20 protein-coding genes and 1 tRNA gene are annotated in these 23,730 nt (G+C 70.1%); 11 read left to right on the top strand and 10 right to left on the bottom strand.

Annotated features, from left to right (window positions below; genetic code table 11):
- Positions 1–11: 11 nt before the first annotated feature.
- Both BHS09_RS32560 and BHS09_RS32555 read right to left on the bottom strand, forming a co-directional pair.
- Positions 12–1,037 (bottom strand): extracellular catalytic domain type 1 short-chain-length polyhydroxyalkanoate depolymerase, encoded by a 1,026-nt coding sequence (locus tag BHS09_RS32560; RefSeq protein WP_140799965.1) that lies wholly within the window; start codon positions 1,035–1,037, stop codon positions 12–14.
- 47 nt (positions 1,038–1,084) lie between these two features.
- A complete protein-coding gene (locus tag BHS09_RS32555) occupies positions 1,085–3,187 on the bottom strand; it encodes a serine/threonine-protein kinase (RefSeq protein WP_140799964.1) in 2,103 nt (700 codons plus the stop codon).
- A 178-nt stretch (positions 3,188–3,365) separates the two neighbouring features.
- On the opposite strand from BHS09_RS32555, the gene BHS09_RS32550 reads away from it, so the two are divergent.
- Together BHS09_RS32550 and BHS09_RS32545 are read left to right on the top strand one after the other, a co-directional pair.
- Positions 3,366–4,658: an amidohydrolase family protein gene (locus tag BHS09_RS32550; RefSeq protein WP_140799963.1), complete on the top strand. Its 1,293-nt coding sequence runs from the start codon at positions 3,366–3,368 to the stop codon at positions 4,656–4,658.
- A 48-nt stretch (positions 4,659–4,706) separates the two neighbouring features.
- Entirely contained in the window at positions 4,707–5,237 is a 531-nt protein-coding gene (locus tag BHS09_RS32545) for a peroxiredoxin (protein WP_140796692.1), read from the top strand.
- A gap of 17 nt (positions 5,238–5,254) precedes the next feature.
- Here the strand turns inward: BHS09_RS32545 and BHS09_RS32540 are convergent, their stop codons facing one another.
- Complete coding sequence (locus tag BHS09_RS32540; RefSeq protein ID WP_140799962.1) at positions 5,255–5,767, bottom strand: GNAT family N-acetyltransferase; 513 nt, start codon at positions 5,765–5,767, stop codon at positions 5,255–5,257.
- Positions 5,768–6,008: 241 nt separating this feature from the next.
- Here BHS09_RS32540 and BHS09_RS32535 point away from each other — a divergent pair, with 241 nt between their 5' ends.
- The gene (locus BHS09_RS32535; RefSeq protein WP_140800817.1) at positions 6,009–7,217 is read left to right on the top strand and encodes a glycosyltransferase family 4 protein; all 1,209 of its coding nucleotides are present in this window, start codon (positions 6,009–6,011) and stop codon (positions 7,215–7,217) included.
- A 12-nt stretch (positions 7,218–7,229) separates the two neighbouring features.
- Here BHS09_RS32535 and BHS09_RS32530 read toward each other — a convergent pair whose 3' ends face one another.
- The 3 genes from BHS09_RS32530 to BHS09_RS32520 all read right to left on the bottom strand — a co-directional run bounded on the left by BHS09_RS32530 (position 7,230) and on the right by BHS09_RS32520 (position 12,035).
- Positions 7,230–9,263: a chloride channel protein gene (locus BHS09_RS32530; RefSeq protein ID WP_140800816.1), complete on the bottom strand. Its 2,034-nt coding sequence runs from the start codon at positions 9,261–9,263 to the stop codon at positions 7,230–7,232.
- A 197-nt stretch (positions 9,264–9,460) separates the two neighbouring features.
- Positions 9,461–10,525, bottom strand: a complete 1,065-nt coding sequence (locus BHS09_RS32525; protein WP_140795267.1) for an acyl-CoA desaturase — start codon at positions 10,523–10,525, stop codon at positions 9,461–9,463.
- 82 nt (positions 10,526–10,607) lie between these two features.
- Positions 10,608–12,035 (bottom strand): M50 family metallopeptidase, encoded by a 1,428-nt coding sequence (locus BHS09_RS32520; RefSeq protein WP_140795266.1) that lies wholly within the window; start codon positions 12,033–12,035, stop codon positions 10,608–10,610.
- 95 nt (positions 12,036–12,130) lie between these two features.
- Between BHS09_RS32520 and dusB the strand changes: the two genes are divergently transcribed.
- Complete coding sequence (dusB, locus tag BHS09_RS32515) at positions 12,131–13,144, top strand: tRNA dihydrouridine synthase DusB (RefSeq protein ID WP_140799961.1); 1,014 nt, start codon at positions 12,131–12,133, stop codon at positions 13,142–13,144.
- Between the two features lie 61 nt (positions 13,145–13,205).
- Here dusB and BHS09_RS32510 read toward each other — a convergent pair whose 3' ends face one another.
- Entirely contained in the window at positions 13,206–14,513 is a 1,308-nt protein-coding gene (locus tag BHS09_RS32510; protein ID WP_140795264.1) for a glycoside hydrolase family 1 protein, read from the bottom strand.
- A gap of 355 nt (positions 14,514–14,868) precedes the next feature.
- On the opposite strand from BHS09_RS32510, the gene BHS09_RS32505 reads away from it, so the two are divergent.
- The 4 genes from BHS09_RS32505 (at position 14,869) to pyk (ending at position 19,237) form a co-directional block, all read left to right on the top strand.
- Positions 14,869–15,108: a hypothetical protein gene (locus BHS09_RS32505; protein WP_020478039.1), complete on the top strand. Its 240-nt coding sequence runs from the start codon at positions 14,869–14,871 to the stop codon at positions 15,106–15,108.
- Positions 15,109–15,205: 97 nt separating this feature from the next.
- A complete protein-coding gene (locus tag BHS09_RS32500; protein ID WP_140799960.1) occupies positions 15,206–16,663 on the top strand; it encodes an NFACT RNA binding domain-containing protein in 1,458 nt (485 codons plus the stop codon).
- A 118-nt stretch (positions 16,664–16,781) separates the two neighbouring features.
- Positions 16,782–17,702, top strand: coding sequence for a hypothetical protein (locus tag BHS09_RS32495; RefSeq protein WP_140795262.1), 921 nt, complete (start codon positions 16,782–16,784; stop codon positions 17,700–17,702).
- Between the two features lie 101 nt (positions 17,703–17,803).
- On the top strand, positions 17,804–19,237 hold the full coding sequence (gene pyk / locus BHS09_RS32490) for a pyruvate kinase (protein WP_140795261.1): 1,434 nt from the start codon (positions 17,804–17,806) through the stop codon (positions 19,235–19,237).
- 4 nt (positions 19,238–19,241) lie between these two features.
- On the opposite strand, the gene BHS09_RS32485 is transcribed toward pyk, so the two are convergent.
- Positions 19,242–20,744 (bottom strand): GAF and HD-GYP domain-containing protein, encoded by a 1,503-nt coding sequence (locus BHS09_RS32485; protein WP_140799959.1) that lies wholly within the window; start codon positions 20,742–20,744, stop codon positions 19,242–19,244.
- 173 nt (positions 20,745–20,917) lie between these two features.
- Here BHS09_RS32485 and rpe point away from each other — a divergent pair, with 173 nt between their 5' ends.
- Positions 20,918–21,577, top strand: a complete 660-nt coding sequence (gene rpe / locus BHS09_RS32480) for a ribulose-phosphate 3-epimerase (RefSeq protein WP_140795259.1) — start codon at positions 20,918–20,920, stop codon at positions 21,575–21,577.
- A gap of 12 nt (positions 21,578–21,589) precedes the next feature.
- On the opposite strand, the gene BHS09_RS32475 is transcribed toward rpe, so the two are convergent.
- Positions 21,590–21,976: a response regulator gene (locus BHS09_RS32475; RefSeq protein ID WP_044276566.1), complete on the bottom strand. Its 387-nt coding sequence runs from the start codon at positions 21,974–21,976 to the stop codon at positions 21,590–21,592.
- 253 nt (positions 21,977–22,229) lie between these two features.
- On the opposite strand from BHS09_RS32475, the gene BHS09_RS32470 reads away from it, so the two are divergent.
- A tRNA-Pro gene (locus tag BHS09_RS32470) sits at positions 22,230–22,306 on the top strand.
- 2 nt (positions 22,307–22,308) lie between these two features.
- Here BHS09_RS32470 and BHS09_RS32465 read toward each other — a convergent pair.
- Positions 22,309–22,644, bottom strand: a complete 336-nt coding sequence (locus BHS09_RS32465; protein ID WP_140799958.1) for a hypothetical protein — start codon at positions 22,642–22,644, stop codon at positions 22,309–22,311.
- A gap of 226 nt (positions 22,645–22,870) precedes the next feature.
- Here BHS09_RS32465 and BHS09_RS32460 point away from each other — a divergent pair, with 226 nt between their 5' ends.
- Positions 22,871–23,704: a DNA alkylation repair protein gene (locus BHS09_RS32460; protein WP_140799957.1), complete on the top strand. Its 834-nt coding sequence runs from the start codon at positions 22,871–22,873 to the stop codon at positions 23,702–23,704.
- The last annotated feature ends 26 nt before the right edge of the window (positions 23,705–23,730 follow it).

Raw genomic sequence — 23,730 nt, 5'->3', positions numbered from 1 at the left:
TCGCGGTGGGCTCAGGGCCGGGGACGTGTCTGGAAGAACTTCCACGCTTCCCGCGTGGCGTCCAGGTGGGGCGTGCCGCCGTGGTTGAAGTCCGTGAAGCCGGGCCAGGTGTGCTGGCCGCCCTGCACCGTGCACAGGGACGCGGTGGCGGACTCCGGGCTGCATCCGGTGGCGGCGGTGCAGGTGCTGTCGCCCTGCTGGTACGTCTCCACGGTGGGGCCCGTACAGCCGTTGCGCTCGGCCCAGTGGCGCACGGACTCTTCGGCGGACGGGTAGGTGCCACCGAAGGGGCCCAGGTTGCTGCCTCCCTGGTAGCGGATGACCGGGTCGGCGGTGCCGTGCATGTGCAGCACCGGTACGGGGCGTGACGGGTTGCAGGGCGTGGCGCCCTCCATGCCCGCCACGGGGGCGATGGCGGCGAAGCGGCTCGCGCGCTGGCAGGCCAGTTGGTACGAGAAGAAGCCGCCGTTGGAGAAGCCCGTGGCGAAGGTCCGGCGCGTGTCCACGCACACGCGCGTGTCCAGGTCCGAAAGCAACGTGTCCACGAAGCCCACGTCATCGACCTTGGCCGTCCAGGCGGGGCCACAGCACGCGCCCGCGTTCCACCCCCGGTAGGTGCCGTCAGTCCCCTGGTGATAGATTTCGGAGGCGCCGAGGCCCCGGGGATACACGGCGAGGAAGCCCTCCGTGTCGGCCAGCGTGGACAGGCGCATCAGCCCCTCCATCTCCACCTCGTTGGAGCCGAGGCCGTGGAAGGCCACCACGGCGGCGGTGGGCCGGGTGGCGTCGTAGCCCGGGGGGACGTGGACGCGGTAGTGGCGGGTGCGCCCGTCGTGCTCCACCGTCCAGTCGTAGGTGCCGGGCCCCACCGTGAGGCCGGTGCAGGCCGTGCGCTCCGGCACCGTGGGCTCCTCGCCGGTGGGCGGCGGGACGATGCCGGCATCCTCCGTGGGCCGGCGGGAGGTGTCCGAGGACGAGCACGCCGTGACACCGGCGAGCAGGACCCCGAGGACGAGGCGGGTTCTGCGAAAGCGCATGGCCTCGAAGTTAATGGGCCGGGGCCGTGACGCACGAAGTGTTGGCGTCATTTCACCGCGACGCACTCCGCGGCCAGCGCCTCCGCGCGCGTCGGGAAGCGCTCGGACAACACGCGCTTCACCTCGGTGACACCCGCTGTGTTGCCGGTGTGGGCGTGGAGCTGGCAGCGGGAGGCCAGCGCTCGTGGGTCCTCGGGAGAGAGCCGGTCCGCTTCGACGTAGGCACGCTCGGCTCCCGCGGTGTCGCCTTGCCGGAAGAGCACGGCCCCCAGGTAGTAGTGCGCCACGGCGAGTTTGGGCGCCTTCCGAATCGCGCGCTTGAGCAGGGTGGCGGCCTCGTCCACGCGCTGCTGTCGGAAGCGCACGAAGCCCAGCTCGGCGAGGCTCGCGGCGTCATCGTGGGCGCGTGTCCACGCGGAGAGCACGCTGGCGGCTTCATCCAGCCGGCCACTCTGCGAGAGCAGCAGGCCGTAGCGTGGCGTCACCTCCGAGGAGCCGGGCTTCCGGGCATGGACCGTGGCCAGCGCGGCCAGCGCGCCCGGGATGTCCCCCTGACGCTCGCGCAACTCGGCCAGCGCCAGCGGCGGACGGAGGTCCTTGGGGGCCAGCGCGGTGGCCTCCTCGAGGGCGCGCTCGGCCCGCTTGCCCAGTCGCAGCTCCGTGGCGGCGCGCGCGGCGATGAGGTGCGCCTCGATGTCCTTGGGAAAGCGCGCCACGAAGCCATCGGCCAGGGTCAGGGCCTGCGCGTGCGCGCCGGCTTCCAGCAGCAGCGCGCCCGCCCGGCTCAGCTCCTCCGCGCTCGCCCGGTCATCCGACGCCAGTCCCTCCAGGGCTGCCGCCTTCGCATCCGCCGTGGTGGCGGACTCCGCCCGGGTCAGGCGCTCGGCGGGGGGCGCTGCGGGACGCGTGAGGAACCACGTCGCACCCGCGCCCACCGCGCCCAGTGCGAGCACTCCCGCGAAGAGTGGGACCAGGCGCGAGCGTCGCCTGCTCGGGGTGTGCTCGGCTCCTGGCGTCGGTGGGAGCGTGCCCGCGGGTGCCTTCCGCGTGGCGCCCGCCACCGTCGACGCGTCGGGATTCGTGGTCCGCGAGACCTGGGGCCACGCGGTGGGCGCGTCGACCACACCCAGGATGGGCCGGGTGTGGGGCGCCGGCGTACTTCCGTGGGACGGGTCTGCGAGCCGCGCGCGCCGCAGGGCCAGTCGCTTGGGGTCGCGGTCCGGAGGGAAGAGCGAATCCACGTAGGCGGCCAACTGCTCGGGCGTGGCCATCTCCGCGGCGCCACCAATCGACTCGATGGCGGCGATGAAGGCTTCCAGGCTGTCGAAGCGCGCGGCCGGCTCGCGGGCCAGCGCGGTGAGGCACACCAGCTCCAGCGCGGTGGGCACGGACGGGTCGAAGGCGGTGGGCGGCTTGGGGCGTCCCTCCGCGATGCGGCCCAGCACCTCGTCGGCGGACAGGCCGGTGAAGGGCCGGCGGCCACAGAGCTGCTCGTAGAGCATGACGCCCGCGGCGAACAGGTCGGCGCGGTGGTCTACCGGCTTGCCGGCAATCATCTCCGGCGACATGTAGAAGAACTTGCCCTTGAGGATGCCGGGCTCCGTGCCCGAGCCCAGCGCGTCCGCCTTGGCGATGCCGAAGTCGATGACCTTCACCGCGCCATTCACACCCACGTGGATGTTGTCGGGCGTGAAGTCGCGGTGGACGATGCGCAGCGGCCGGCCCGCTTCATCCACGGCGCGGTGCGCCGCGTCCAGGCCCCGGCAGGCCTCCACCAGCACGCGCAGGGTGATGCCCAGCGGCACGCGGTGTCCGTGCTCGGCGGCCTCCTGGCGCAGCTCGGCGAACGAACGTCCCTCCAGCAGCTCCATGGCGATGAAGGGCTCGGTGCCCTCCATGCCCAGCTCGATGATGGTGACGACGTTGGGGTGCCGCACCTGCGCGGTGATGCGGGCCTCGTTGAGGAACATCTGCACCACGCGCCGGTCCGAGGCGAGGTGCGGCATCAAGCGCTTCACCGCGACCGAGGGCCCACGGCTGCCGTCGTCCTCGACGCGGCGGCCCAGGTACACCTCCGCCATGCCGCCTGTCGCGATTCGCGCGGACAGTCGGTAGCGACCCACCTGATAGGGGTTCTGCTCCGGCTCCAAAGTGCGCGCAGTCTACGTGTAGGCGCCCTCCGCGCACAGTGTTGTGGCCATTACGGCGGGTGGGGGTCCTCTACCTGCCCACTCGCGCGAGGGAGCGGGAATGTTAACGTCCCGCCTGTCTCGTGGGCCTGGCGGGAGGTGGCCCAGACACACGCACGCGCTGCGGCCGGAGGGATGGTTGGGCACAGTCCTCAAGGGTGGTTACGTCGTCGAACTGGAGCCGGCGCTGGTCGAGCGCGTGGACCTGCGCATCGAAGGAGAGCGAATCGTCGCCCGCGGGCCGGACCTGACGCCGGGCCCGGATGACGAAGTCGTGGCGCTGTCGGGCAAGCTCGTCTTCCCGGGGCTGGTGAGCGCGCACCACCGCCTGTACGCGGTGCTGGGCCGTGGCATGCCACGCCCGCCGCTGGAGACCTACCAGGACATCCTCGAGCAGGTGGCCTGGCCGTATGAGAACGCGCTCGACCTGGACGCCGTGCAGGTGGCGGGCTGTGCCGGAGGGCTGGAGGCGCTTCAGTGCGGCACCACCACCGTGTGCGATTTGCACTCGTCGCCCAAGGCGATTTCGGGCTCGCTGGTGCGGCTGGCCCGCGGGCTCCATGAGGTGGGCGTGCGTGGCGTGCTCGCCTACGCGGTGTCCGACCGCCAGGGGGCGCTCGGTCGCGAGGAGGGGCTGGAGGAGACGGTCAGCTTCGCGAAGAAGGCGAAGGGGCGCTTCCGGGGGCAGGTGGGCGCGGCGCCGTGCTTCACGCTCGGGCCGGATGCGCTGTCGGGCTTGGCGGAGGCGCTGAAGGCGCTGGGCGATGGCGGCCTGCACCTGCCGTTGGCGGAGGACCCGCTCGACGAGCGCCTGTCCAACGAGAACTACGGTGCCTCGCCGGTGTCCCGGTTGCTGGAGGCGGGCCTGCTGTCGCCCAAGAGCCAGCTGGCGCACGTGGGCCACCTGGACTGGGCGGACCTGGCGCAGGTGATTGCCACCGGTGCGTGGCTGGTGCACACGCCGCGCGCCAACCAGGGGCTGGAGGTGGGGTACGCGCCGGCGCTGAAGTTCGGGGCCCGGGCCACGCTGGGCGCGGATGGCGTGTCGGCGGACCTGTTCGCGGAGGCGCAGGCGGCGTACCTGCGCTCACGTGAGGCGGGGCAGCCCATCGATGTGCTGCGCTACCTGGCCAACGGGCACCGCATGGCGTCGCAGATTTTCGACGCGTCGGTGGGGCCCATGCGCGAGGGCTCGCTCGCGGACCTGCTCATCCTGGACTACCTGCCGGCCACGCCGCTGACGGCGGAGAACCTGGCCTGGCACGTGGTGTTCGGTCTGGGCAGCCGGCACGTGGAGGCGGTGATGGTGGATGGCGTGTGGCGCATGTGGGCCCGCCGGCCGCTGTCGGTGAGTCCCTCCGTGGTGGCGGAGCAGGCGCGCGAGGCCGCGTCGGCGGTGTGGGCGCGGATGGCGGAGGCGGCGAAGAAGTAGCCCTCCGCTGTCTTGTCCATGGGCGGGATGTCCTGTCTAGTCCCGCCCATGCTCGTGCCATTGCTCGTTGCGGGATTCTTCAGCGGTGCCATTCCCCAGGCCGGAGAGACAGCGCCGGACTTCACGGCGAAGGACTCCGCGGGGAACGTCTATACGTTGTCGGAGATGGTGAAGAAGGGCCCCGTCATCCTGGCCTTCTTCCCCAAGGCCTTCACGGGAGGCTGCACCCGCGAGCTCAAGGCGTACCGGGACCGTTACGCGGACGTGGAGAAGGCGCAGGGGCAGGTGCTGGCCATCAGCATGGATGACGCGGAGACGCTCACGCGCTTCAAGGCCGAGCTGAAGGCGCCTTTCCCGTTCATCCCCGACCCGGAAGGCAAGGTCGTCTCCGCCTATGACGTGAAGATGCCGCTGCTGTCGGCGCCGAAGCGGTACACGTTCGTCGTGGGTGAGGGCCTGAAGATTCTCAAGGTCGAGTCCGGCAGCGACGCCATCAACCCGCACGGAGCGATTGTCGCGTGCCCGCTGCGCAAACCGGCCGGCGCGGACGCGAAGGCGCCGGATTCGGGAACGAAGTAGCCGCGCGAGGCACGTGGCTACCGTCCCTGCGCGGGCGCCACGCGCTGCCGGCTGTCGAAGACCTGCGCGGGTGAGCCATCGATGAAGGTGTCCTCGAAGGCGCCCCCCGTGTACTCGTCGATGACGCTGCGCCAGAAGGCGATGGCGGGGCGGTTGCGCGGCAGCTGGGACAGCTCCCAGATGCCGGGGAAGAGGTCGAACACGGCCCTGGCCGCGAGCCGGCCCAGGCCGCTGCGCCGCTCGTTTCGGAGGATGAAGAACTCGCTCATCCGGAAGTCGCGTCCAGGCGTCATGTAGGGGAAGGGGGACTGCCCCACGAAGGCGAAGCCCACGACGCGGCCCTCCCAGCGCAGCAGCAGGGGATGGACCTCGGGGGCGGGAACCAGCCACGTGGGCAGGAAGTCCGGCCGCCAGCGCCCCTGCTCGTCCATGGCGTAGTCGACGCCGAACTCGCTCAGGTCGTGGAGGTAGAGCGGGTAGAGGTTTCGAAGCAGCGTGTGCTCGGACGGAGTCGCTCGGAGAATCTCCATGGAGGGCCTCTCGTGTTCCCAGCATGACCCTTTGAGCGTCCGTCGGCCAGGGTGTCGCGGAGGGTATCTGCTGGGCCTGGCGGACGGACGAGGAGGGGCCCGGGCGGGTCCTCGTCTCTCCATCCATCGGATGTCATGCAGGGAGGGCGCGCGGTGGGGCAATCCTCCCACGGAGGCGCTCGGCCTACGTTGCCCTCCACGAGTCCGGGGTTCGGCGGGGGGGACCATGAACAGTCAGCGGATGCGCATGGCGAGTGGAATGGAAGGCCAGGAGACCCATGCCCCACCCCGCGAGGGCAGGCATGCGCACGGCAATGACGTCACGTCGAGCCGGACGGTGCGGCGGGTGCTGATGACGGCCGACGCCGTGGGCGACGTCTGGACGTACGCGCTGGAGCTGACCCGGGCGCTCGCGCCGCACGGGGTGGAGGTGACGCTGGCGACCATGGGGGCGCCGCTCACCAGCGCGCAGTGGGCGGAGGCGCGAGGCATCCCCAACCTCTCCGTGGAGGAAGGGCGCTTCCGGTTGGAGTGGATGGAGGACCCGTGGGACGACGTGCGCTCGGCGGGCGACTGGTTGCTCGCGCTGGAGCGCCGGGTGCGTCCGGACGTGGTGCACCTCAATGGCTACGTGCACGGGGCGCTGCCGTGGCTGCACCGGCCCCTGGTGGTGGGGCACGCATGCAGGCTGTCCTGGTGGCGGGCGGTGAAGGGCGAGGACGCGCCCGCGTGCCATGCGCGCTATCGCGAGGCTGTCACCGCGGGCCTGGGCGCGGCGGGCCGGGTGGTGACGCCGAGCCGGGACCTGCTTGATTCCCTCCAGATGCACTACGGCCCGCTGACCGCCGCGGAGGTCATCCCCCATGCCCGGCGCGCGGACCGGGTGCCGCCCCGCTCGGAGCGGGAGCCCTTCATCCTCAGCGTGGGCAGTCCGTGGGACGCCGCGAAGAATGTCGCCGTGCTGGACGCCGCCGCGCCCCGCCTGGGTTGGCCGGTGCGGCTCGCGGGAGACGCGCGCCATCCCTCCGAGCGGAAGGCGGAGCCGCGCCACCTTCAGTGGATGGGGCACCTGGAGCCGCATGTCCTGGCGGAGTGGATGTCGCGCGCATCCATCTATGTGCTACCGGCCCGGTACGCGCCCTTTGGCCTCACCGCGCTGGAGGCGGCCCTGTCCGGCTGCGCGCTGGTGCTGGGCGATATCCCGGCGCTGCGCGAGGTGTGGGGAGATGGGGCCGCGTGCTTCGTGCCTCCGGACGACGTGGACGCCCTGGTGGAGACGCTGGAGCGGCTGCGCGAGGACACCGGGCTGCGCACCCGGCTGGCCCTGCGCGCGCGGGCCTGGGCGCTGACGTACACGCCCCGGCGGATGGCCAGCCGCTATCTCTCCGCCTACGCCAGCCTCATCGGCACGCGGGATGCGCTGTCTCCAGCGGGCACCCCCACGCAATGAGCGGGTGGGGCGTCAACTCGCCTCGGTGGGGCTGACAGGGTAGTCGCCCGACGCGTGGGCCTGGGCATGCTGCGCGAAGAGGAACCTGCGCACCGCGGCGCGGGTGAGCAGCCCGCAGGTGGGGCTGCCCGCCGGGACGCTGACGGGCAGGGCGTCCACGTCCTCGTGGTCCATGACGTGGAGGGCATGGGACAGGTTCGCGTCGGGGGAGAGCGCGGGCAGCTTGCGCGCCAGGTCACTGGCCACCAGCAGCGGGTACACGGATTCGTCGCGCCACACCTCGCGCAGTTGCTCCACCTGCACGGTGCCGTAGATACGGCCCACGGTGTCCAGGACGGGCAGGGTGCCCGCCTCGGAGGTGAGCAGCAGGTCCGTCAGCGCCCGCAGCGGCGTGCCCGCGGGCACGGGTGTCAGGTGGGCCATCAGCGAGCGGACGGGGGTGGCCTCCAGCAGGTCCGCGTCGCTCTGGACCTTCGGCGTCTTCCGCTCGGTGAGGTAGTGGCAGAGCGCCGAGGCGATGGTGCACGTCACCATCAGCGGCAGGATGATGTCGTGATTCCCGCTCAGCTCGTACAGCATCATCATGCCCGTGAGCGGGCCGCGGGTGAGCGCCGCCACCGCGCCGCCCATGCCCACCAGGGCATACGCGCCACTGGGGCCTGTGCTCTCCGGGAAGAAGTAGTGCACCAGGGTGCCGAAGGCGCCGCCCGCCATGGCGCCAATGAGCGCCGCCGGGAAGAACGTCCCGCCCGAGCCGCCCGAGCCGATGGTGATGGCCGTGGCCACCAGCTTCAGCAGACACGCGGTGATGAGGAACAGGAAGGGCAGCCGTCCCAGCGCGGCCAGGTTGATGTAGTCGTGCCCGCTGCCCCAGACGGTGGGGCTGGCGAAGGCCAGGATGCCGGCGCACAGACCGCCCAGTCCCGCGCGCAGCGGCAGCGGCTTGCTGCCCAGCCACGGGGACAGCCGGTCCTTCCCATGGCCATGGAAGTAGTGCTCCACGCCGTGCAGCAACTGCACGAAGGTGAAGGCGAGCAGCCCACAGGTGATGCCCAGGCCCGCGTAGGCCAGCACCTCGCCGCCGCTGACCAGCTCGTAGGGAACGTGCCGGAGCATGGCGGACTCACCCATGACGCCCTGGCTCACCAGGGTGCCGGCCACGCTGGCCAGGATGATGGGGGAGAAGACGCGCAGCTCGAACTCGCGAAGGATGATTTCCATCGCGAACACGGCGCCGGCGATGGGGGCGTTGAAGGACGCGGAGATGCCCGCGCCCGCGCCGCACGCCAGGAGGATGGACAGCTCCTTGCGGCTGAAGCCCAGCACCCGGCCCACGGTGGAGGCGAACGCCGCGCCCCCGTAGACGATGGGCCCCTCACGGCCCGCCGAGCCGCCGCTGCCAATGGTGATGGCGGACGCCACCAGCTTCAGCAGGCCCCGGTCCGCCGGCAGGGCATTGGCGCCACTCTTCACCGCCCGCACCACCTCGGGGACGCCATGGCCATGCGTCTCGGGCCTGTCCCGCAGCAGCCGGCCCACCACCACGCCGCCCAGCGTGGGCGCCAGCAGCATCAGCCACCAGGGCAGGTGGGGCAGCGCCTCGGGCAGGTTGTGGCTGTGTCCGAACACGCTGTTGAGCGCGGACAGCGCCACCAGCGGGTAGTAGAGCGACAGCCCGCCCAGCGTCAGCAGGGCCAGCAGGCGCAGCCGGCGCTTCACCTCGTCACGGGGCCCGCCCGGCTCGATGATGCGCGCCAGCAGCAGCGCGCCGGATGCCAGGGGCACGCCGATGAAGGCGTACTCCGGATGCCAGCGGGCCGCGGCGAACGCCTCCATGAGCGACTGGAACTGGCCCTGGCGAAGCGTGTGCTTCAGCGAGGCCGCCCCGAAGGTGAGCCCGCTCACCAGGCCAATGAGGTTGGAGAAGATGCCGGCCGCCAGCCCGCTGTACAGGCCGACCACCGCGCCCGCCACCGGTAGGACTGAGGGGCCCGGCAGCCGCAGGCGGTTGGACGCTCTCAGCGCGGCGTGGACGAAGCGGCCCATCACCGCGCGCAGCTGCGTCCAGATTGCGCGCTGGGCCGCCGCGCTTGATGCGGGTACATCCCCTGCGGTCATTGCAGGTCCCACTAACAGTGGGTCAGGCGCCACTCAAGGTTCGTGACGCGGACGTGTGCAGGGCGGCCAGCCGTCGGGTCGCGCCCATGGCAGGCGCGTCGCGGTTTCGATTGAGCTTCGAACGGCTACCGCCGCTTGAGCATGGCGGAGGATGGCGGCGCGGAGGTGGGCAGGTGGTCCGCGGCGGCCGTCAGGGCCTCACGCACCTTGTCGCCCGCGGCCTTCGCCGCGTCACTGGCGGCCCGCGCCGCATCGCCCGCGGCCTTCGTGGCCACGAACTGGGCCCGCGCGCCTGAAGCACCCCAGAAGCGGGTGGGGGCCGCCAGCGCCGCGCGCTCCTCGTCGGTGTACTTCTGGAACGCGTACTTCGTGGCCTCGGAGGGAAGCCGCAGCCCCTCCACCACCTTGAACCAGGAGAGCACCTTCAGGGAGTAGTAGCTGAGGTCCACCTCCCACCAGAACCAGCCCTGGTTGGCGGTGTTCTGATGGAAGTGGTGGTTGTTGTGCCACCCCTCGCCCAGGGTGACGAGCGCCAGCAGCCAGTTGTTCCGGCTGGTGTCCGTCGTCTTGTAGCGGCGCTTGCCGAAGATGTGGCTGAGCGAGTTGATGGTGAAGGTGCCGTGCCACAGCAGGGTGGTGCTGACGAAGAAGCCCCACACCAGCATGGAGAAGCCGCCGATGAAGTAGAGGGCCACGGCCAGCAGGACGGGCGGCACCAGGTGGAAGCGGTTGAGCCACACCAGCTCCGGGAAGCGGGCGAAGTCCTTGATGCCCTCCATGCGGGTGTCGTTGTACTTGTCGGAGAGAATCCACCCCGCGTGGCTCCACCAGAAGCCCTTCTGCAGGGGCGAGTGGATGTCCTCCGCCTGGTCTGAATAGCGGTGGTGGTGGCGGTGGTGCGCCGCCCACCACAGCACGCCCTTCTGCGCGGACATGCTGCCCACGAAGGCGAGGATGAACTGGAAGACACGTCCCGTCTTGAAGGCCCGGTGGGAGAAGTACCGGTGGAAGCCCGCGGTGATGCCCCACATGCGCACGACGTAGAGGCCGACGCACACGGCCACGTCCACCGGCTTCGCCCCGACGGCGAAGACGAACAGGCACATCAGGTGGACTGCGAAGAAGGGGACGGAGGAGAGCCAGTTGAGGCGCTCATCCGCCGCGGGCAGGGCTGGAGACGGTGTCTGCAAGGGAGCCTCGTGCGCTGGGTGGGCCGAGCTGGAACGTGCTCAGCCTCACCCCGCATCAACACCCCCGCCTGTCATCCCTCTGTCAGGAGGCGGCCGATTGCCGCAGCTCCGTCAACCACTCCTCGAATGCGGGGTACCCATGGAGCGGAGCCAGGTCCTCGTCCGAGGCGGCATAGGCCCCATCGGTGAAGCCCAGCTCCGTGGCGCGGCGCAGCAACCGCATCGCGTCAGGCACGTTGCGCGCGCGGGCATGGGCGCAGGCCGCGTCATAGGCCAGCGTGGCGCTGGGCGCGTGCTTCAGCGCCGCCTCGCCCACGGCCGCGGCTTCCGAGTACGCGCCCCGGATGAAGAGCACCCGCTCCGCGCAGGAGAACGCCGCCTCCGGGTCCAGGCCCGGAAGCTTCAGGGCCTCCGACTCACGGCCCATGCGGATGAGCGTGCCGGCGTACTCGTGCATCACGGTCCGGTCCGACGAGGCCTGCCAGGCCTGCTTCCACCACTCCACCGCGCGGGCGTCATCGCCCACCAGGGAGAAGGACGCCGCCACCGCGTGTGGCTCCACGGGCAGGCCCTGTACCTGCGAAAAGTGGTCCAGCGCCTGTCGGCCCTGGCCCTCCTTCAGGGCGAGCCAGCCCAGCAGGTGGTGGGCATGGCTGGCCACCCTTGGCGTCAGGCCCTCGTTGGCCTCCAGCACGGACGCGCCCAGCCGCCGCGCCTCGTCCATGCGGCCCGCGTCGAGCGCGGCCCGGGCCTCGCGCAGCTTCTCCGCCAGCGGCCCTTCCAGTGGGACGCTCTGCGCCTGTCCGTTGCGCAGCGCCTCCGCCACCACGCGGAAGGACTGCATGCCGTACATGGCGAAGATGAGGGTAAGCAGGAGCCAACCCGACCGCAGGCCGTACACCACGGCGCCCACGCACACCAGCAGCGCCAGCCCCTGCGCCAGCACGAAGCCGCGCCGCGGACCGAACATCCGCGTGGCCAGCGTGGTGGTGATGCGCCCCCCATCCAGCGGGAGCACGGGCAGCATGTTCAGGAACGCCCAGAAGAAGTTGGCGATCATGAAGGTGAGCAGGAAGAAGTCGAGCGCGGGCGAGCGGCCCTCGAACAGGACGTAGCCCAGCCCGCTCGTCACCCCCAGCATCAGCCCGAAGAAGGGGCCGGCCGCGGTGATGAGTAAGTCCCGCTTCCACGGCAGGGGACCTGGCGCGTCGGTGGGGAGCGTGTGGCCACCCATCCAGACGAGCGCGATGCTTGGCCGGTAGCCGAACAGGCGACTGGCCAGCGCATGCCCCATCTCATGGATGAGCACGGACACGAAGACGATGAGCATCCACGACAGGATGTAGACCACCATCGCGCTGGCGTGGCCCAGGGTGGGGGCTCCATCCACCTGGCGGAACGGCCAGCCGTTCTGGGCCGCGGGGACGGAGCTCCAGGCCAGCATGCCGGACACCAGCAGGTGGCTGGGGTGGACTTCGACGGGAATGCTCCCGAGACGAAAGCGGAACATGGGGACGGACCTTAACCGTTAGGACCTCCGAGCGCAGGCACTTGCTCACCGTCTCCGCCATGTCCCGGGCAAATCCGCTAGGTTCCCCGCCCTTCATGCCGCAGCTTGGTCCCTACACCCTGCCGAATCCGTACATCCTGGCCCCCATGGCCGGGGTGAGCGAGATGCCCTTCCGTGTGCTCGCCTTCCGTCTGGGCGCGGCGCTCTGTCCCACCGAGCTCGTCAGCTCGCAGGGGCTGATGCGCGCCAACCAGCGGACGTTGAAGTACCTGCGCTACGACGCCGAGGTGGAGCGGCCCTACTCGCTCCAAATCTACGGCGGCGAACCGGACGCCATGGCCCGGGCGGCGGTGGTGGGGCGCGAGGCGGGCGCGCAAATCATCGACATCAACATGGGCTGCCCGGTGAAGAAGGTGGTGAAGAACGGGGCGGGCAGCGGCCTGCTCTGTGACGTGCCCCGCGCGGCGGACATCGTCCGGCGCATCCGCGAGGCCACCGGCCTGCCCGTCACCTGCAAGATTCGCTCGGGCTGGGACGCCCGCAGCCTGAACTATCTTCAGGTGGCTGGCGCGCTCCAGGAGGCGGGCTGCGCGGGGCTGGCCATCCACCCCCGCACGCGCGAGCAGGGCTATTCGGGGCAGGCGGACTGGAGCGTCATCGCCGACCTCAAGCGCCACTTCCCGGAGCTGCCCATCATCGGCAACGGGGACGTGAAGACGCCCGCGGACGCGGCGCGCATGCTGGAGACCACCGGCTGCGACTTCGTGATGATTGGCCGCGCCGCGCTGGGCAACCCGTGGATCTTCCGCGAGCTGCTCGGGGGCCCGCCCGCCACGCCGCGCGAGCGCTGCGAGCTGGTGCTGACCCACTTCCGGGCGCACCTGGACTTCATGGGGGACCCGCTGGGCGCCGTGCGCTCCTTCCGCAAGCAGTTGGCGTGGTACGCCCACGGCCTGTACGGCGCCGCGGCCTTCCGTGCGGAGGTGAACGGCCTGGACGTGCCGTCAGCGGTGGAGGACTGCGTGCGCCGCTTCTTCACCGCGGCCCAGGTGGACCTCGCGGGCCCCGGTGGGGAGCAGGACGTGGACTACCGGGCGGCCCTGGGCTGAGGGCACGGCGCTTCTCTATATATAAGGAGGGAGCCCGTGCCCTTCGTGGGCGGCGCGCCGCTCAAGCGCTCGAGGCGCGGACCGCGTCTGGCGGCACCAGCTTCCGTTCGGTGGCCACGGCGCGGAAGTAGTCACACGCGGGCGTGGGGCTGCGGCGGAGCGTGTCGAAGTCGACGTGGTAGAGGCCGAAGCGCGGGCCCCAGCCCTCCAGCCACTCGAAGTTGTCGAGCAGGCTCCAATAGAGGTAGCCGCGCACGTCCACGCCCTGCGCGCGCGCCGCCAGCACCTGGGCCAGGTGGGAATGGAGGTAGTGGGGCCGGCGGGTGCCGACGCGGTCGTCGATGCCGTTCTCCGTAATCCACACCGGCTTCCCGTAGCGCTTCACGTCGCGCAGCGTCTGGAGGAAGCCCTCCGGCCAGTCCTCCCATCCGATGTCGGTGAGGCCCCGGCCGTGGATGTCCCGGTACTTGAACTCGATGAAGGGCGGGCGCGGCACGAAGCGCAGGTGCGCGCGGGTGTAGTAGTTCACCCCGATGAACTCCACGGAGTCCCGCGCGCCAGGGATGTCCACGCGCGTGGAGGCCACGCCCGGCATGGTGACGCGCAGCTTGCCGGTGGCCAGCGCCTCGTGGAACGCATGGTTGTAGGCCTGGGCCCCGAGCCTCACCAGCGCGCGGTCCAGCGGGTGCCACCAGCGGTCCGGTGCGAAGGCGAGCATGTTCTGGGAAATGCCCAGCTCCACGCGGCCCAGCCGGGACAACAGCTCCTCCCGGGCGGCCACGTGCGAGCGCACCAGGTTCTCCATGGCCCGCATGGTGGTGGGGCCATCCGCGAGGCCCGGAGGAATGGCGCCCTGCAGATAGCCCCCCAACAGCAGCACCATGGGCTCGTTGAAGGAGATGACCAGCGCGTCCAGCCCCTCCAGCAGCGCCGCGCACCGCTTCGCGTACCGCCGGAAGACGTCCACGCTGGCCGGCTGGTGCCACGGCGTCTCCCGGTGGAACCAGGTGGGGTGCGTGAAGTGGTGGAGCGTCACCACCGGCCGCAGGCCATGGGCCTTCATCTTCAGGAGTCGCTCCCGGTAGGCCTCCAGCGCCGCCTCGTCGAAGCGCCCGCGCTCCGGCTCGATGCGCGCCCACTCCAGGGAGATGCGGAACGCGGTGGCGCCCACCGCCCGGGCCAGGGCGTAGTCCTCCTCGTAGCGGTTCCAGTGGTCCACCGCGGGGCCGCAGCGAGCGTCCGGCTCCTTCAGCTTCCCGGCGCGTTCCCACTCGGCCCAGTCGTTCTCGATGCCGCCCTCCACCTGGTACGCGGCGGTCGCGACGCCGAAGGTGAAGTCCGCGGGGAAGGTCTGCTCGGTGGCGCTCATGTGGTGGCGAACCGTAGACGCCGCACCCCACGACGAAAAGCGCCGCGTCGCTCGCGCGCATGCGCCGCGGCATGCGCCAACGTCGTGCTCGAAAGTGGCCGAAACGTGTCCGGAGCCGGAAACTCGGCCTCGCGCGCGACACCTCGGATGCGCTCGCGAGTGTCCGCGAGGTGGCGTTCGGCACCTCCGGACGCGCTCGATGCCGAAAAATCGGCCTCGCACGCGATGCAATACATCACCATGCGTTGACACACTGGCATGTCGCCCGTACCATTCACTTCAAGCACTCACTCCCATCAAGAAGAGTGCAGGGCCTCGGTTGACCTGGGGCCAACCACTGAACTGGAGGATTCTGATGGCCGCTAAGAAGAAGACCGCTGCGAAGTCCGCGACCAAGAAGGCTGCCAAGACCGCGAAGGCCACGAAGGCGGCGAAGTCGGCGAAGAAGACGACCGCTCGCAAGACGGCTGGCAAGACCGCGACCAAGAAGGCGGCCGCCAAGAAGACCACCCGCAAGGCGGCCAAGAAGGCCCCGGCTCGCAAGCGCACCACCAAGGCCAAGACGGTGGCGGCCCCGGTTACGCCGGAGTCCTGAGCAGTCCCGTCGTCATGAGCGGACGGTAGTTGACGTCCGGTGAACGGCTCGGCGAAACCCGCCGGGCCGTTTTCATTTTCAGGACCCGGAGTGCCCCATGTCGCTGCGTCCCGTGGAGCTGGAGCAGGTGGTGGCGGAGGTGGCGGAGCGCCTCACTGGCGCGGTGGCGCAGAAGGCTTGGTGTCCCCTTCCCAGGCTCGCCTACGTGGAACTTCGCGTCCCGGGCAGATCCATCCTGTTGTGCCTGTGCGCTGAGGGTGATTTGGCCCGGGTGTCCGTGGCGGATGATCGCTTCCCCACGCCGGGCGAGCCCGCCCCCTTCCAGCGGTGGCTGCGTCAGGAGCTGACAGGCTTCAAGCTCCAGGGCGCCCGCTTCATGGAATCCGAGCGCGTGGTGGCCTTCGACTTCGAGCGCGAGGACGTGCGCAGGCGCCTCCTCCTGGAGGTGGGCGCGCCCGGTGGTCTGCTGCTACTCAGCGACAACGGCCGCGTGCTGATGCTCTCCGGTGAGGGCTTCGCGCAGCGCCGGGGCCTGCATCCGGGCGCGGCGTGGGCGCCGCCGGAGCCGCCGCCGCCCGAGGCCCGCGAGAAGGCCCGGAGCCAACCCTCGCGGCTCGCTCCCCAGGACTCGGATGCGCTGCCGTATTCCCAGGCCGCGGAGCGCCTGCTCGGAGCGCGCGACAAGGCCAGCCGCTCGGAGACCATCCGCCGCCGGTTGGCGCAGCCGTACCGCGCGCGCCTCAAGCGCGCCTCCCGCACGTTGGAGAAGGTGCGCGCCGAGGCGGCCCGCGGCCCGGATGCGGAGAAGCACCGCGAAGTGGGCGAGCTGCTGGCGCAGAACCTCTACCGCCTCAAGCGGGGCGCCACCGAGGCGGTGCTCACCGCCTATACAGAGGAGGGCGCGCAGGAGGTCCGGGTGACGCTGGACCCGAAGCGCACCCCGAAGGAGGAGGCGGACTGGCACTTCCACCAGTACCGGCGGCTGCTGCGGGGCGTGGAGCAGGCGCGTCACCGCGAGGCGGAGCTGGCGCGCGAGGTGGCGCACGCGCAGCAGGCGCTCGCGCAGATTGAGCGGATGGAGGACGCCGCGCTGCTGGCGCAGGCGGAAGTGCTTCAGCTCCCCAGTGGGGGCGAGGGCGCGCAGGAGGGCCGGCCCTTCAAGGAGTACGTGGGCCATGGCGGGGCGCGCATCTGGGTGGGGCGCGGCTCGGAGGACAACGACGCGCTCACCTTCAAGGTGGCCAGGCCCTGGCATCTGTGGCTCCACGCGCGCGGTGTACCGGGCAGCCACGTGGTGCTGCCGCTGGAGAAGGGGCAGGAGGTGGCGCAGGAGGTGCTGCTGGACGCGGCGCACCTGGCGCTGCACCACTCCGGGGCCAAGGGCGAGCCGCGCGGTGAGGTGAGCTACGTGCCCGCGAAGTTCGTGCGCAAGGTGAAGGGCGGCGCGCCGGGGCAGGTGACCTTCACGCGAGAGAAGACCTTCGTGGTGCGCATGGAGCCCGAGCGCCTGGAGCGGCTCCTCAAGTCCCGGCACGCGGAGCCGCCCGCACCGTGAGGGCGCGTCGTACGCTCGCCTGCCTTTCCCTCCTGTTAGTGGACGCTGCGTGTGAGCGCGGTTGACGGGCTGACGGTGAGGAGGCGAGCAGGGGACCGCCGCCCTTGAGTCCCCGGAAGTGCGGGGTACGATGCGCAGCCGCGTGTCCCCCGAGCAATTTCGCCAGACGTCGCTCTTCCCTCGAGGTCTCTCTGCCGCCAGCCGCGCCGCAGAGGGAACGGCCGCACCCCGGCCCGAGGGGGGACCTGCCGCACCCGTGGCGCCCGCGCCGCGGCCCGTCGCACCGCCCGTGCCCACGCCGCAGCGCAACCTCCTGCCCGACGAGGCACCCCGCATCGTCTCGCGCCCGCCCACGCGGGAGGAGCTGTGGACCCGGGCTGAATCGCTGGCCTGGCGGCTGAGCGCCGAGCTGGGCATGCCGGTGCGCCTGTCGGTGACGGACAACCGCTCCACCATGGTGTCCTTCCGCCGGGGCTCCGCGGTGCTGGCGCTGCGGCTGCACCACATGTTCCTGGACGCGCCGGAGCCGGTGGTACGCGCGGTGGCGGACTACGCGGGCCGGGGACACCGCACCGCGGGCGCCATCCTGGACGAGTACATCCGCGGTCAGCAGCCGCGCATCCGTCAGATGCGCCGCGAATCCGACGCGGACCTCAATCCGCGCGGGCGCTGTTTCGACCTCCAGGCGCTTTACGACACCACCAACCGAGATTTTTTCCAGGGCCTCATCCAGGCCCGGATTGGCTGGGGGCGCATGCCTCCGCGCCGCCGTCGCAAGTCCATCCGCCTGGGCGTCTACGACCACCAGACGCGTGAGATTCGCATCCACCCGGCGCTGGACACCCCCGAGGTGCCTTCCTTCTTCGTGGAGTTCATCATCTTCCACGAGATGCTCCACCAGCTCTTCCCGAGCACGGGCCGGGGTGGCCGCCGCGTGCATCACCCGCGTGCCTTCCGCGAACGCGAGCGAACATTCCCGCATTACGCCGCCGCACTGCGTTGGGAGCGGGAGAACCTGGGCGTGCTGTTGCGCGGTTGAGCGCCGCGCCGTTCGCTGGCTCATTTACCGTTTTACCGAGCGAAGCGGCCCATGCAGCGTGCTTGACGCTGCCGTGAGGGAAACCCATCCTCACGGGCTCTATGCGAAGAGCGAAGATTGTCTGCACCCTCGGTCCCGCCAGCCAGAGCCAGGAGATGCTCGAAGCGCTCCTGGAGAACGGCATGGACGTGGCTCGCCTGAACTTCTCCCACGGCAGCCACGAGCAGCACGCGGAGAACATCGCGAAGCTGCGCGCCGCGTCGCTGAAGGTCCGCAAGGCGGTGGGCATCCTCGGTGACCTGCAAGGCCCGAAGATTCGCACCGGCCGTTTCGTGAAGGGCAGCACCGAGCTGAAGGAGGGCGGCACCTTCCACATCACCACGGACGAAACGGTTCCGGGCACGGACGAAATCGTGTCCACGACGTACCCGTTCCTGGCCGCGGACGTGAATCCGGGGGACCGCATCCTCCTGGATGACGGCCTGCTGGAGCTGAAGGTCCTGGAGACGGACAAGCAGAAGCTCATCCGCACGCAGGTCATCCACGGCGGCACGCTGAAGAACAACAAGGGCATCAACCTGCCCGGCGTGGCGGTGCGCGCGGAGGCGCTGACGCCGAAGGACCGCGAGGACCTGGTGTTCGGTATCAAGGCCGGCGTGGACTACATCGCGCTGTCCTTCGTGCGCCAGCCGTCCGACCTGGACACCGCGCGCCAGGCCATGGCGGAGGTGGGCCGCACGGTGCCCATCATCGCCAAGCTGGAGAAGCCGGAGGCCATTGCCCGGCTGGACGCCATCCTGGACAAGACGGACGGCGTCATGGTGGCGCGCGGCGACCTGGGCGTGGAGATTCCCCCCGAGGAAGTGCCGGCCGTCCAGAAGGACATCATCCGGCGCTCCAACCTGCGTGGCCTGCCCGTCATCGTGGCCACGCAGATGCTGAACTCCATGATTGACAACCCGCGCCCCACGCGCGCCGAGGCCAGCGACGTGGCCAACGCCGTGTTCGACGGCGCGGACGCGGTGATGCTGTCGGGCGAGACGGCCAGCGGCAAGTTCCCCATCGAGTCCGTGCAGATGATGGAGCGCATCATCCTGGCGGCCGAGTCCTCCGCGCGCACGACGCAGTCGCTGATGCGCGTGCTGGAGACGCCGCTGGGGCTGCCCAACCACTTCCCGGACGTCATCGCGCGCGTGGCCTGCGAGGCGGCCAAGGCGAGCAACGCCTCGCTCATCGCGGCCTTCACGCTGTCGGGTGTGACGGCGCGCCTGCTGTCGCACTACCGGCCCACGGTGCCGATTGTCGCCTTCAGCCCCAACCAGGAAGTGCGCCGCCGGCTGTCGCTGCTGTGGGGCGTGGTGCCGCGCGTGCTGGAGCCCATCCAGGACACCGAGGCCATGGTGAAGCGCGTGGAGGAAGAGCTCCTGGCGCGGGGCCTGGGCCGCAAGGGCGACCGCATCGTCATCGTGTTCGGCGCGCCGGTGGGGCAGCCGGGCAAAATCAACAGCCTGCGCCTGCACACCATCGAAGGCTGAGCGGCTACTTGATTCCCTGGAGGACCTTCCGGGGGATGTCGGCCTCGATGAAGACGGTATAGAGCGCCGGGTCCAACTGCCCGGCGTCGGACTCGCGCCGGAGGATGTCGAGCGCGAGTGTGTGTGGCACGGCCTTCTTGTAGGGCCGGTCGCTGGCGGTGAGCGCGTCGTAGATGTCGCAGATGGACATCATCCGGGATTGGACGGGGATGTCCTTCTCCGCGCGAGGGTAGCCGGTGCCATCCAGCTTCTCGTGGTGGGCGTAGGCAATCTCTGGCACCCGGCGCAGCGTGCGCGTCCACGGAATCTGGGACAGGAAGCGGTAGGTGTGCTCGACGTGGCTCTCGATTTCGCGACGCTCCTCGGGAGAGAGCGTGCCGCGGGCGATGGAGAGCGACTGGATTTCCCCCGGCAGCAGCAGCGGCTGGGCCTTGTCGTGGGCATCCAGGAAGCGCAGCGCGCCCAGCTCGTGGAGCCGCTCGAAGTTGCCCTGCGCGAGCACGGTGGGGCGGTTGCAGGAGAGGATGAACTCCAGCACCTCGTCCAACTGCCACGACTCGCGGGCGAGCCGCTCCTCTTCCTCGGCCTCGATTTCCGCCAGGTTCGCCTGGCCGCGAATCTTCACCGCCTCCAGGCGGCGGCGGTAGCTCTGCAGCTGCAAGTCCTTCCGGGCGAGCTGGAAGCGGGCGCGCAGGCCTTCGAGCTCATGGGGGTAGAGCTTCTCCGCCTTCACGAGCACGGGCTCGCGCACGCCCACCTTGCCGAAGTCGTGGAGCAGCGAGGCGTAGCGCAGCTCCTGAATCTCCCCGGCGGAGAAGCGCGTGTGGGCGTAGGGGCCGGTGGACAGGTGTTCGAGCACCTGGGCCAGGGCCACGGTGAGGTCGGCCACGCGCCCGGAGTGACCGGCGGTGGTCGGGTCTCTGGATTCAATGGCGACGACGGAGGCGGAGACGAAGCCCTCGAAGAGGCGGTTGATGTCCTCGTGGAGGAGGGCGTTCTCGATGGCGCCCGCGGCCTGGGCGCCCAGGGCGAGCAGCAGCTCCTCGTCCTCGGCGTTGAAGCTGGCGCCGTCCAGCTTGTTGAGGGCCTGGATGACGCCCGTCACCTCGCCGCCGGCGTCACGCATGGGGACGCAGAGGATGGTCTTCGTCTGGTAGCCGCTGGAGACGTCGAACGAGCGGTTGAAGCGGGCGTCGGCGTAGGCGTCGGGGATGTTGATGACGGCGCCCGTCTGGGCCACCTGTCCGGCGACGCCGCTGCCCACCGGGAGGCGGATTTCGCTCTTGGAGCCCTGGGCCACCTTGCTCCACAGCTCGCTGCGCTCGCGGTCCAGGATGAAGAGCGAGCAGCGGTCCGCCTCCACCACCTTGGTGGCCTCGAAGAGGATGAGCGGCAGGAGCAGGTCGAGGTCGCGCTCGGCGCTCATCGCCTTCGCGACATCCAGGATGGACGTGAGCTTCGCCAGGCGGCGGTTCAGCTCGGGCTGTGGGGCGGGTTGAGCGAGCACCAGGCGGCTCCGTGAGAAGCGGCCAGCGGCCGCGAAGGGCTACAAAGTTCTAGCACGGGTAGACAGCACGCTGCCTTGGGGGACCCACCTGGCAGGTCCCTGGCTGTCTGGTGGACGTCGTCGCGTTGCGTTCGGCCTTAGCCAGCGCGCGGGTTGCGGTTATGAAGCGCGGCATGAGCCGCCGCCCCGTTCGCATCTCTCCTTCGCTTTTGTCCTGTGACTTCGGCCGCTTGGCCGAAGAGGTCCGCGCCATCGAAGCCGCCGGTGCGGATTGGATTCACGTGGATGTCATGGATGGCCGCTTTGTGCCGAACATCACGATTGGACCCGTGGTGGTGGAGGCCATCAAGCGGGTGGCGACGAAGCCGTTGGACGTGCACCTGATGATTGTGGAGCCGGAGCGCTACGTGGAGGCCTTCGTGAAGGCGGGGGCGGACGTGTTGACGGTGCACGTGGAGGCCAGTCCGCACCTGCACCGGACGCTTCAGCAGATTCGCAATGCGGGGGCGAAGCCGGCGGTGGTGTTGAACCCGGGCACGCCGCTGTCGGCCATCGAGGAGGTGCTGGGCGACGTGGACATGGTGCTGCTGATGAGCGTGAACCCGGGCTTCGGCGGGCAGAGCTTCATCGAGTCCACAGTGGAGAGGGTGCGCCGGCTGCGCGGGATGTTGGATGCGCGCGGGCTGAAGGACGTGGACATCGAGGTGGACGGCGGCATCAACGCCACCACGGCGAAGCGGGTGGTGGAGGCCGGGGCCACGGTGCTGGTGGCGGGCAGCTACGTCTTCGGCTCGAAGGACTACGCGGAGGCCATCCGCTCGCTGCGCCCGTGAGGCCGGCTGACTTCAGGTGCGAGGGCGCGCCACGGAGGAGGCGAGCCGGGCGACGCGGGTCATGAAGGTGGGGTCGAAGGGCTTCACCTCGTAATCGTCGGCGCCGAGCTCGAAGCAGACGTGGCGGGTGAACTGGTCCTCGACGGCGCTGAGGATGATGACCTTGCAGTCGCGGGTGTTGGGGTCCTGCTTGAGCTGGGCGAGCAGGTCCCGGCCGTCCTGGTGCTGGTTGATGTCCAGGATGATGACGGCCGGCCGGTGTTCGCGGGCGAGCTCCAGGACGCGCTCGGACGTGGTGTCCGAGATGCAGTTCAGCCCGGACCGTTTCCCCTCGCGGGCGAGGGCGGAGACGATGAGGGGCTCGTCATCGGAGATGAGGACGACGGGGGGCGGCGTCATGGCATCGCGGTGCAACAATGCAGGCTGCCTCGTGAGTGTAGCAGGAGGGGAAACTGTCCGGGAGTACAGGAAATTCGTGGTCTTGGGAAGCGGAGTCGGGGGGCACCCGGGCATCGCCCGGCTGCCAGCTCCCTCTGGGCGGGGAGGGGCGGAAGAAAAGGTGATCCGAGGACGTTGACTCGGCTGGGCGGCTCGGGTACTACCGCCGCCACTTCGCCGGTCCCGAGAAGGACCGTCCGGCGAAGCGACATATCGGGGAGTGGCTCAGCCTGGTAGAGCACTTGGTTCGGGACCAAGGGGTCGCAGGTTCAAATCCTGTCTCCCCGACCACGTCATGAAGCGGGCTGGAGATCGCAAGGTCTCCAGCCCGTTTCATTTTGGGCTTCCTGTCTCGGCCCCGCCAGCATCCGGGTGGCCGCTGACTTGGCCGCCGGGCTCAGGTGCATGTACCGCTGGGGGGTGGAGAGGTTCTGGTGCCCGGCCACCTTCGCCGTCACCTTGACCAGCCGCTCGTCCTCATGCGGCTCGTAGAACGGCCCCTTCAACAGCTCGACGGTGGCCGGCATCTGCTCGATGACGCCCCATTTGAGCGCCGTCTTGAAGACCGTGTTGAGCGCCACCAGCACGTTGTTGACCGTCTTCGGTCTGCGGGTCCACCAACTCCGCATTCAGCTTGGCCACCTCGGTTTCCCGGCAGTGGGTCTCCACACGCCCGGGTACGCGCGCCCAGTGGCATCGTTGCGGTTCCCGTAGCCACGGTGCCACATCCAGATGGCCGCACCCTCGCTTCCGAAGCTGCGCGGTGGCAGTGAGCGGAAGCGTTCCTCGACCGAGAGCGCCCGTAGTGCCACCCTTCCGGCCGCTCTCAAGCCACCGCCCGCCGAGGTGCTCCCCATGCCGAAAGCAATGTCGCTGTCCCAGGTGATGAAGCTGCTCGAGAGCCAAGGTGACGAGAAGGTGCGCCAGCGCTACGTGCGCGACGGGGTGGTCGACAATGTCTTCGGCGTGCTGCTCGGCAAAATCCGTGGCCTGGCAGCGACGTTGGGGACGAACCACGGGCTCGGACTGGAACTGTGGGGGACCGGCAATCACGATGCGCGCATCCTCGCGTGCATGCTCCTCGAGCCCGCGGCGCTCACTGAGAAGGAGGCACGCGGGCTCCTCGAGCCACTTTCGAACCCGACCCTGGTCGACGAACTCGTCGGTCGCGTGCTCGTGCATGCGCCCGTCGCCCCGAGGCTTCAGGGGAAGTGGATGGACGGCAGGAAGGAGCTCCCTCGCCGCGCCGGATGGAAGCTTCTTGCCGGGCGCATTGCGCGAGGACTCGAGAAGGAACTCGACGTAGGCGCGACGCTCGAGCGCATCGAGCGTGAGCTTCCGGACGCACCGTACCGGGTGAAGGAGGGCATCAACTTCTGCCTGGTCTGGATCGGCCTCCACCTGCCCGCGTACACCTCGGAGGCCAGCGCCATCGGCGAGCGCCTCGGTCGCTGGGACCCGCGACCGATTCCGAAGGGGTGCACTTCGAGCTACGCACCGGAGTGGATCGCCGCGGCGCTCGCGCTGCGGAAAGGTGAGAAGACCGAAGCCCGAAAAGCGATGGATGCGGCCGCAAAGGCGAAGGCACCGCGCGGCGAAGGAAAGCCGGCAGTCGCGAAGGCGAAGGTCGCTTCGGCCAGGAAGAAGAGCGCCGCGAAGAACCCCTCCGCCAGAACGCGGGCGCGCTGACGTCCCTGGCCGCCTTGCTTGAGGAG

The sequence above is a fragment of the Myxococcus xanthus genome, from assembly GCF_006402735.1.
GTDB lineage: Bacteria > Myxococcota > Myxococcia > Myxococcales > Myxococcaceae > Myxococcus > Myxococcus xanthus_A.
Note: the sequence above shows the minus strand (reverse complement) of the source record. Positions and strands in the feature narration are given on the sequence as shown.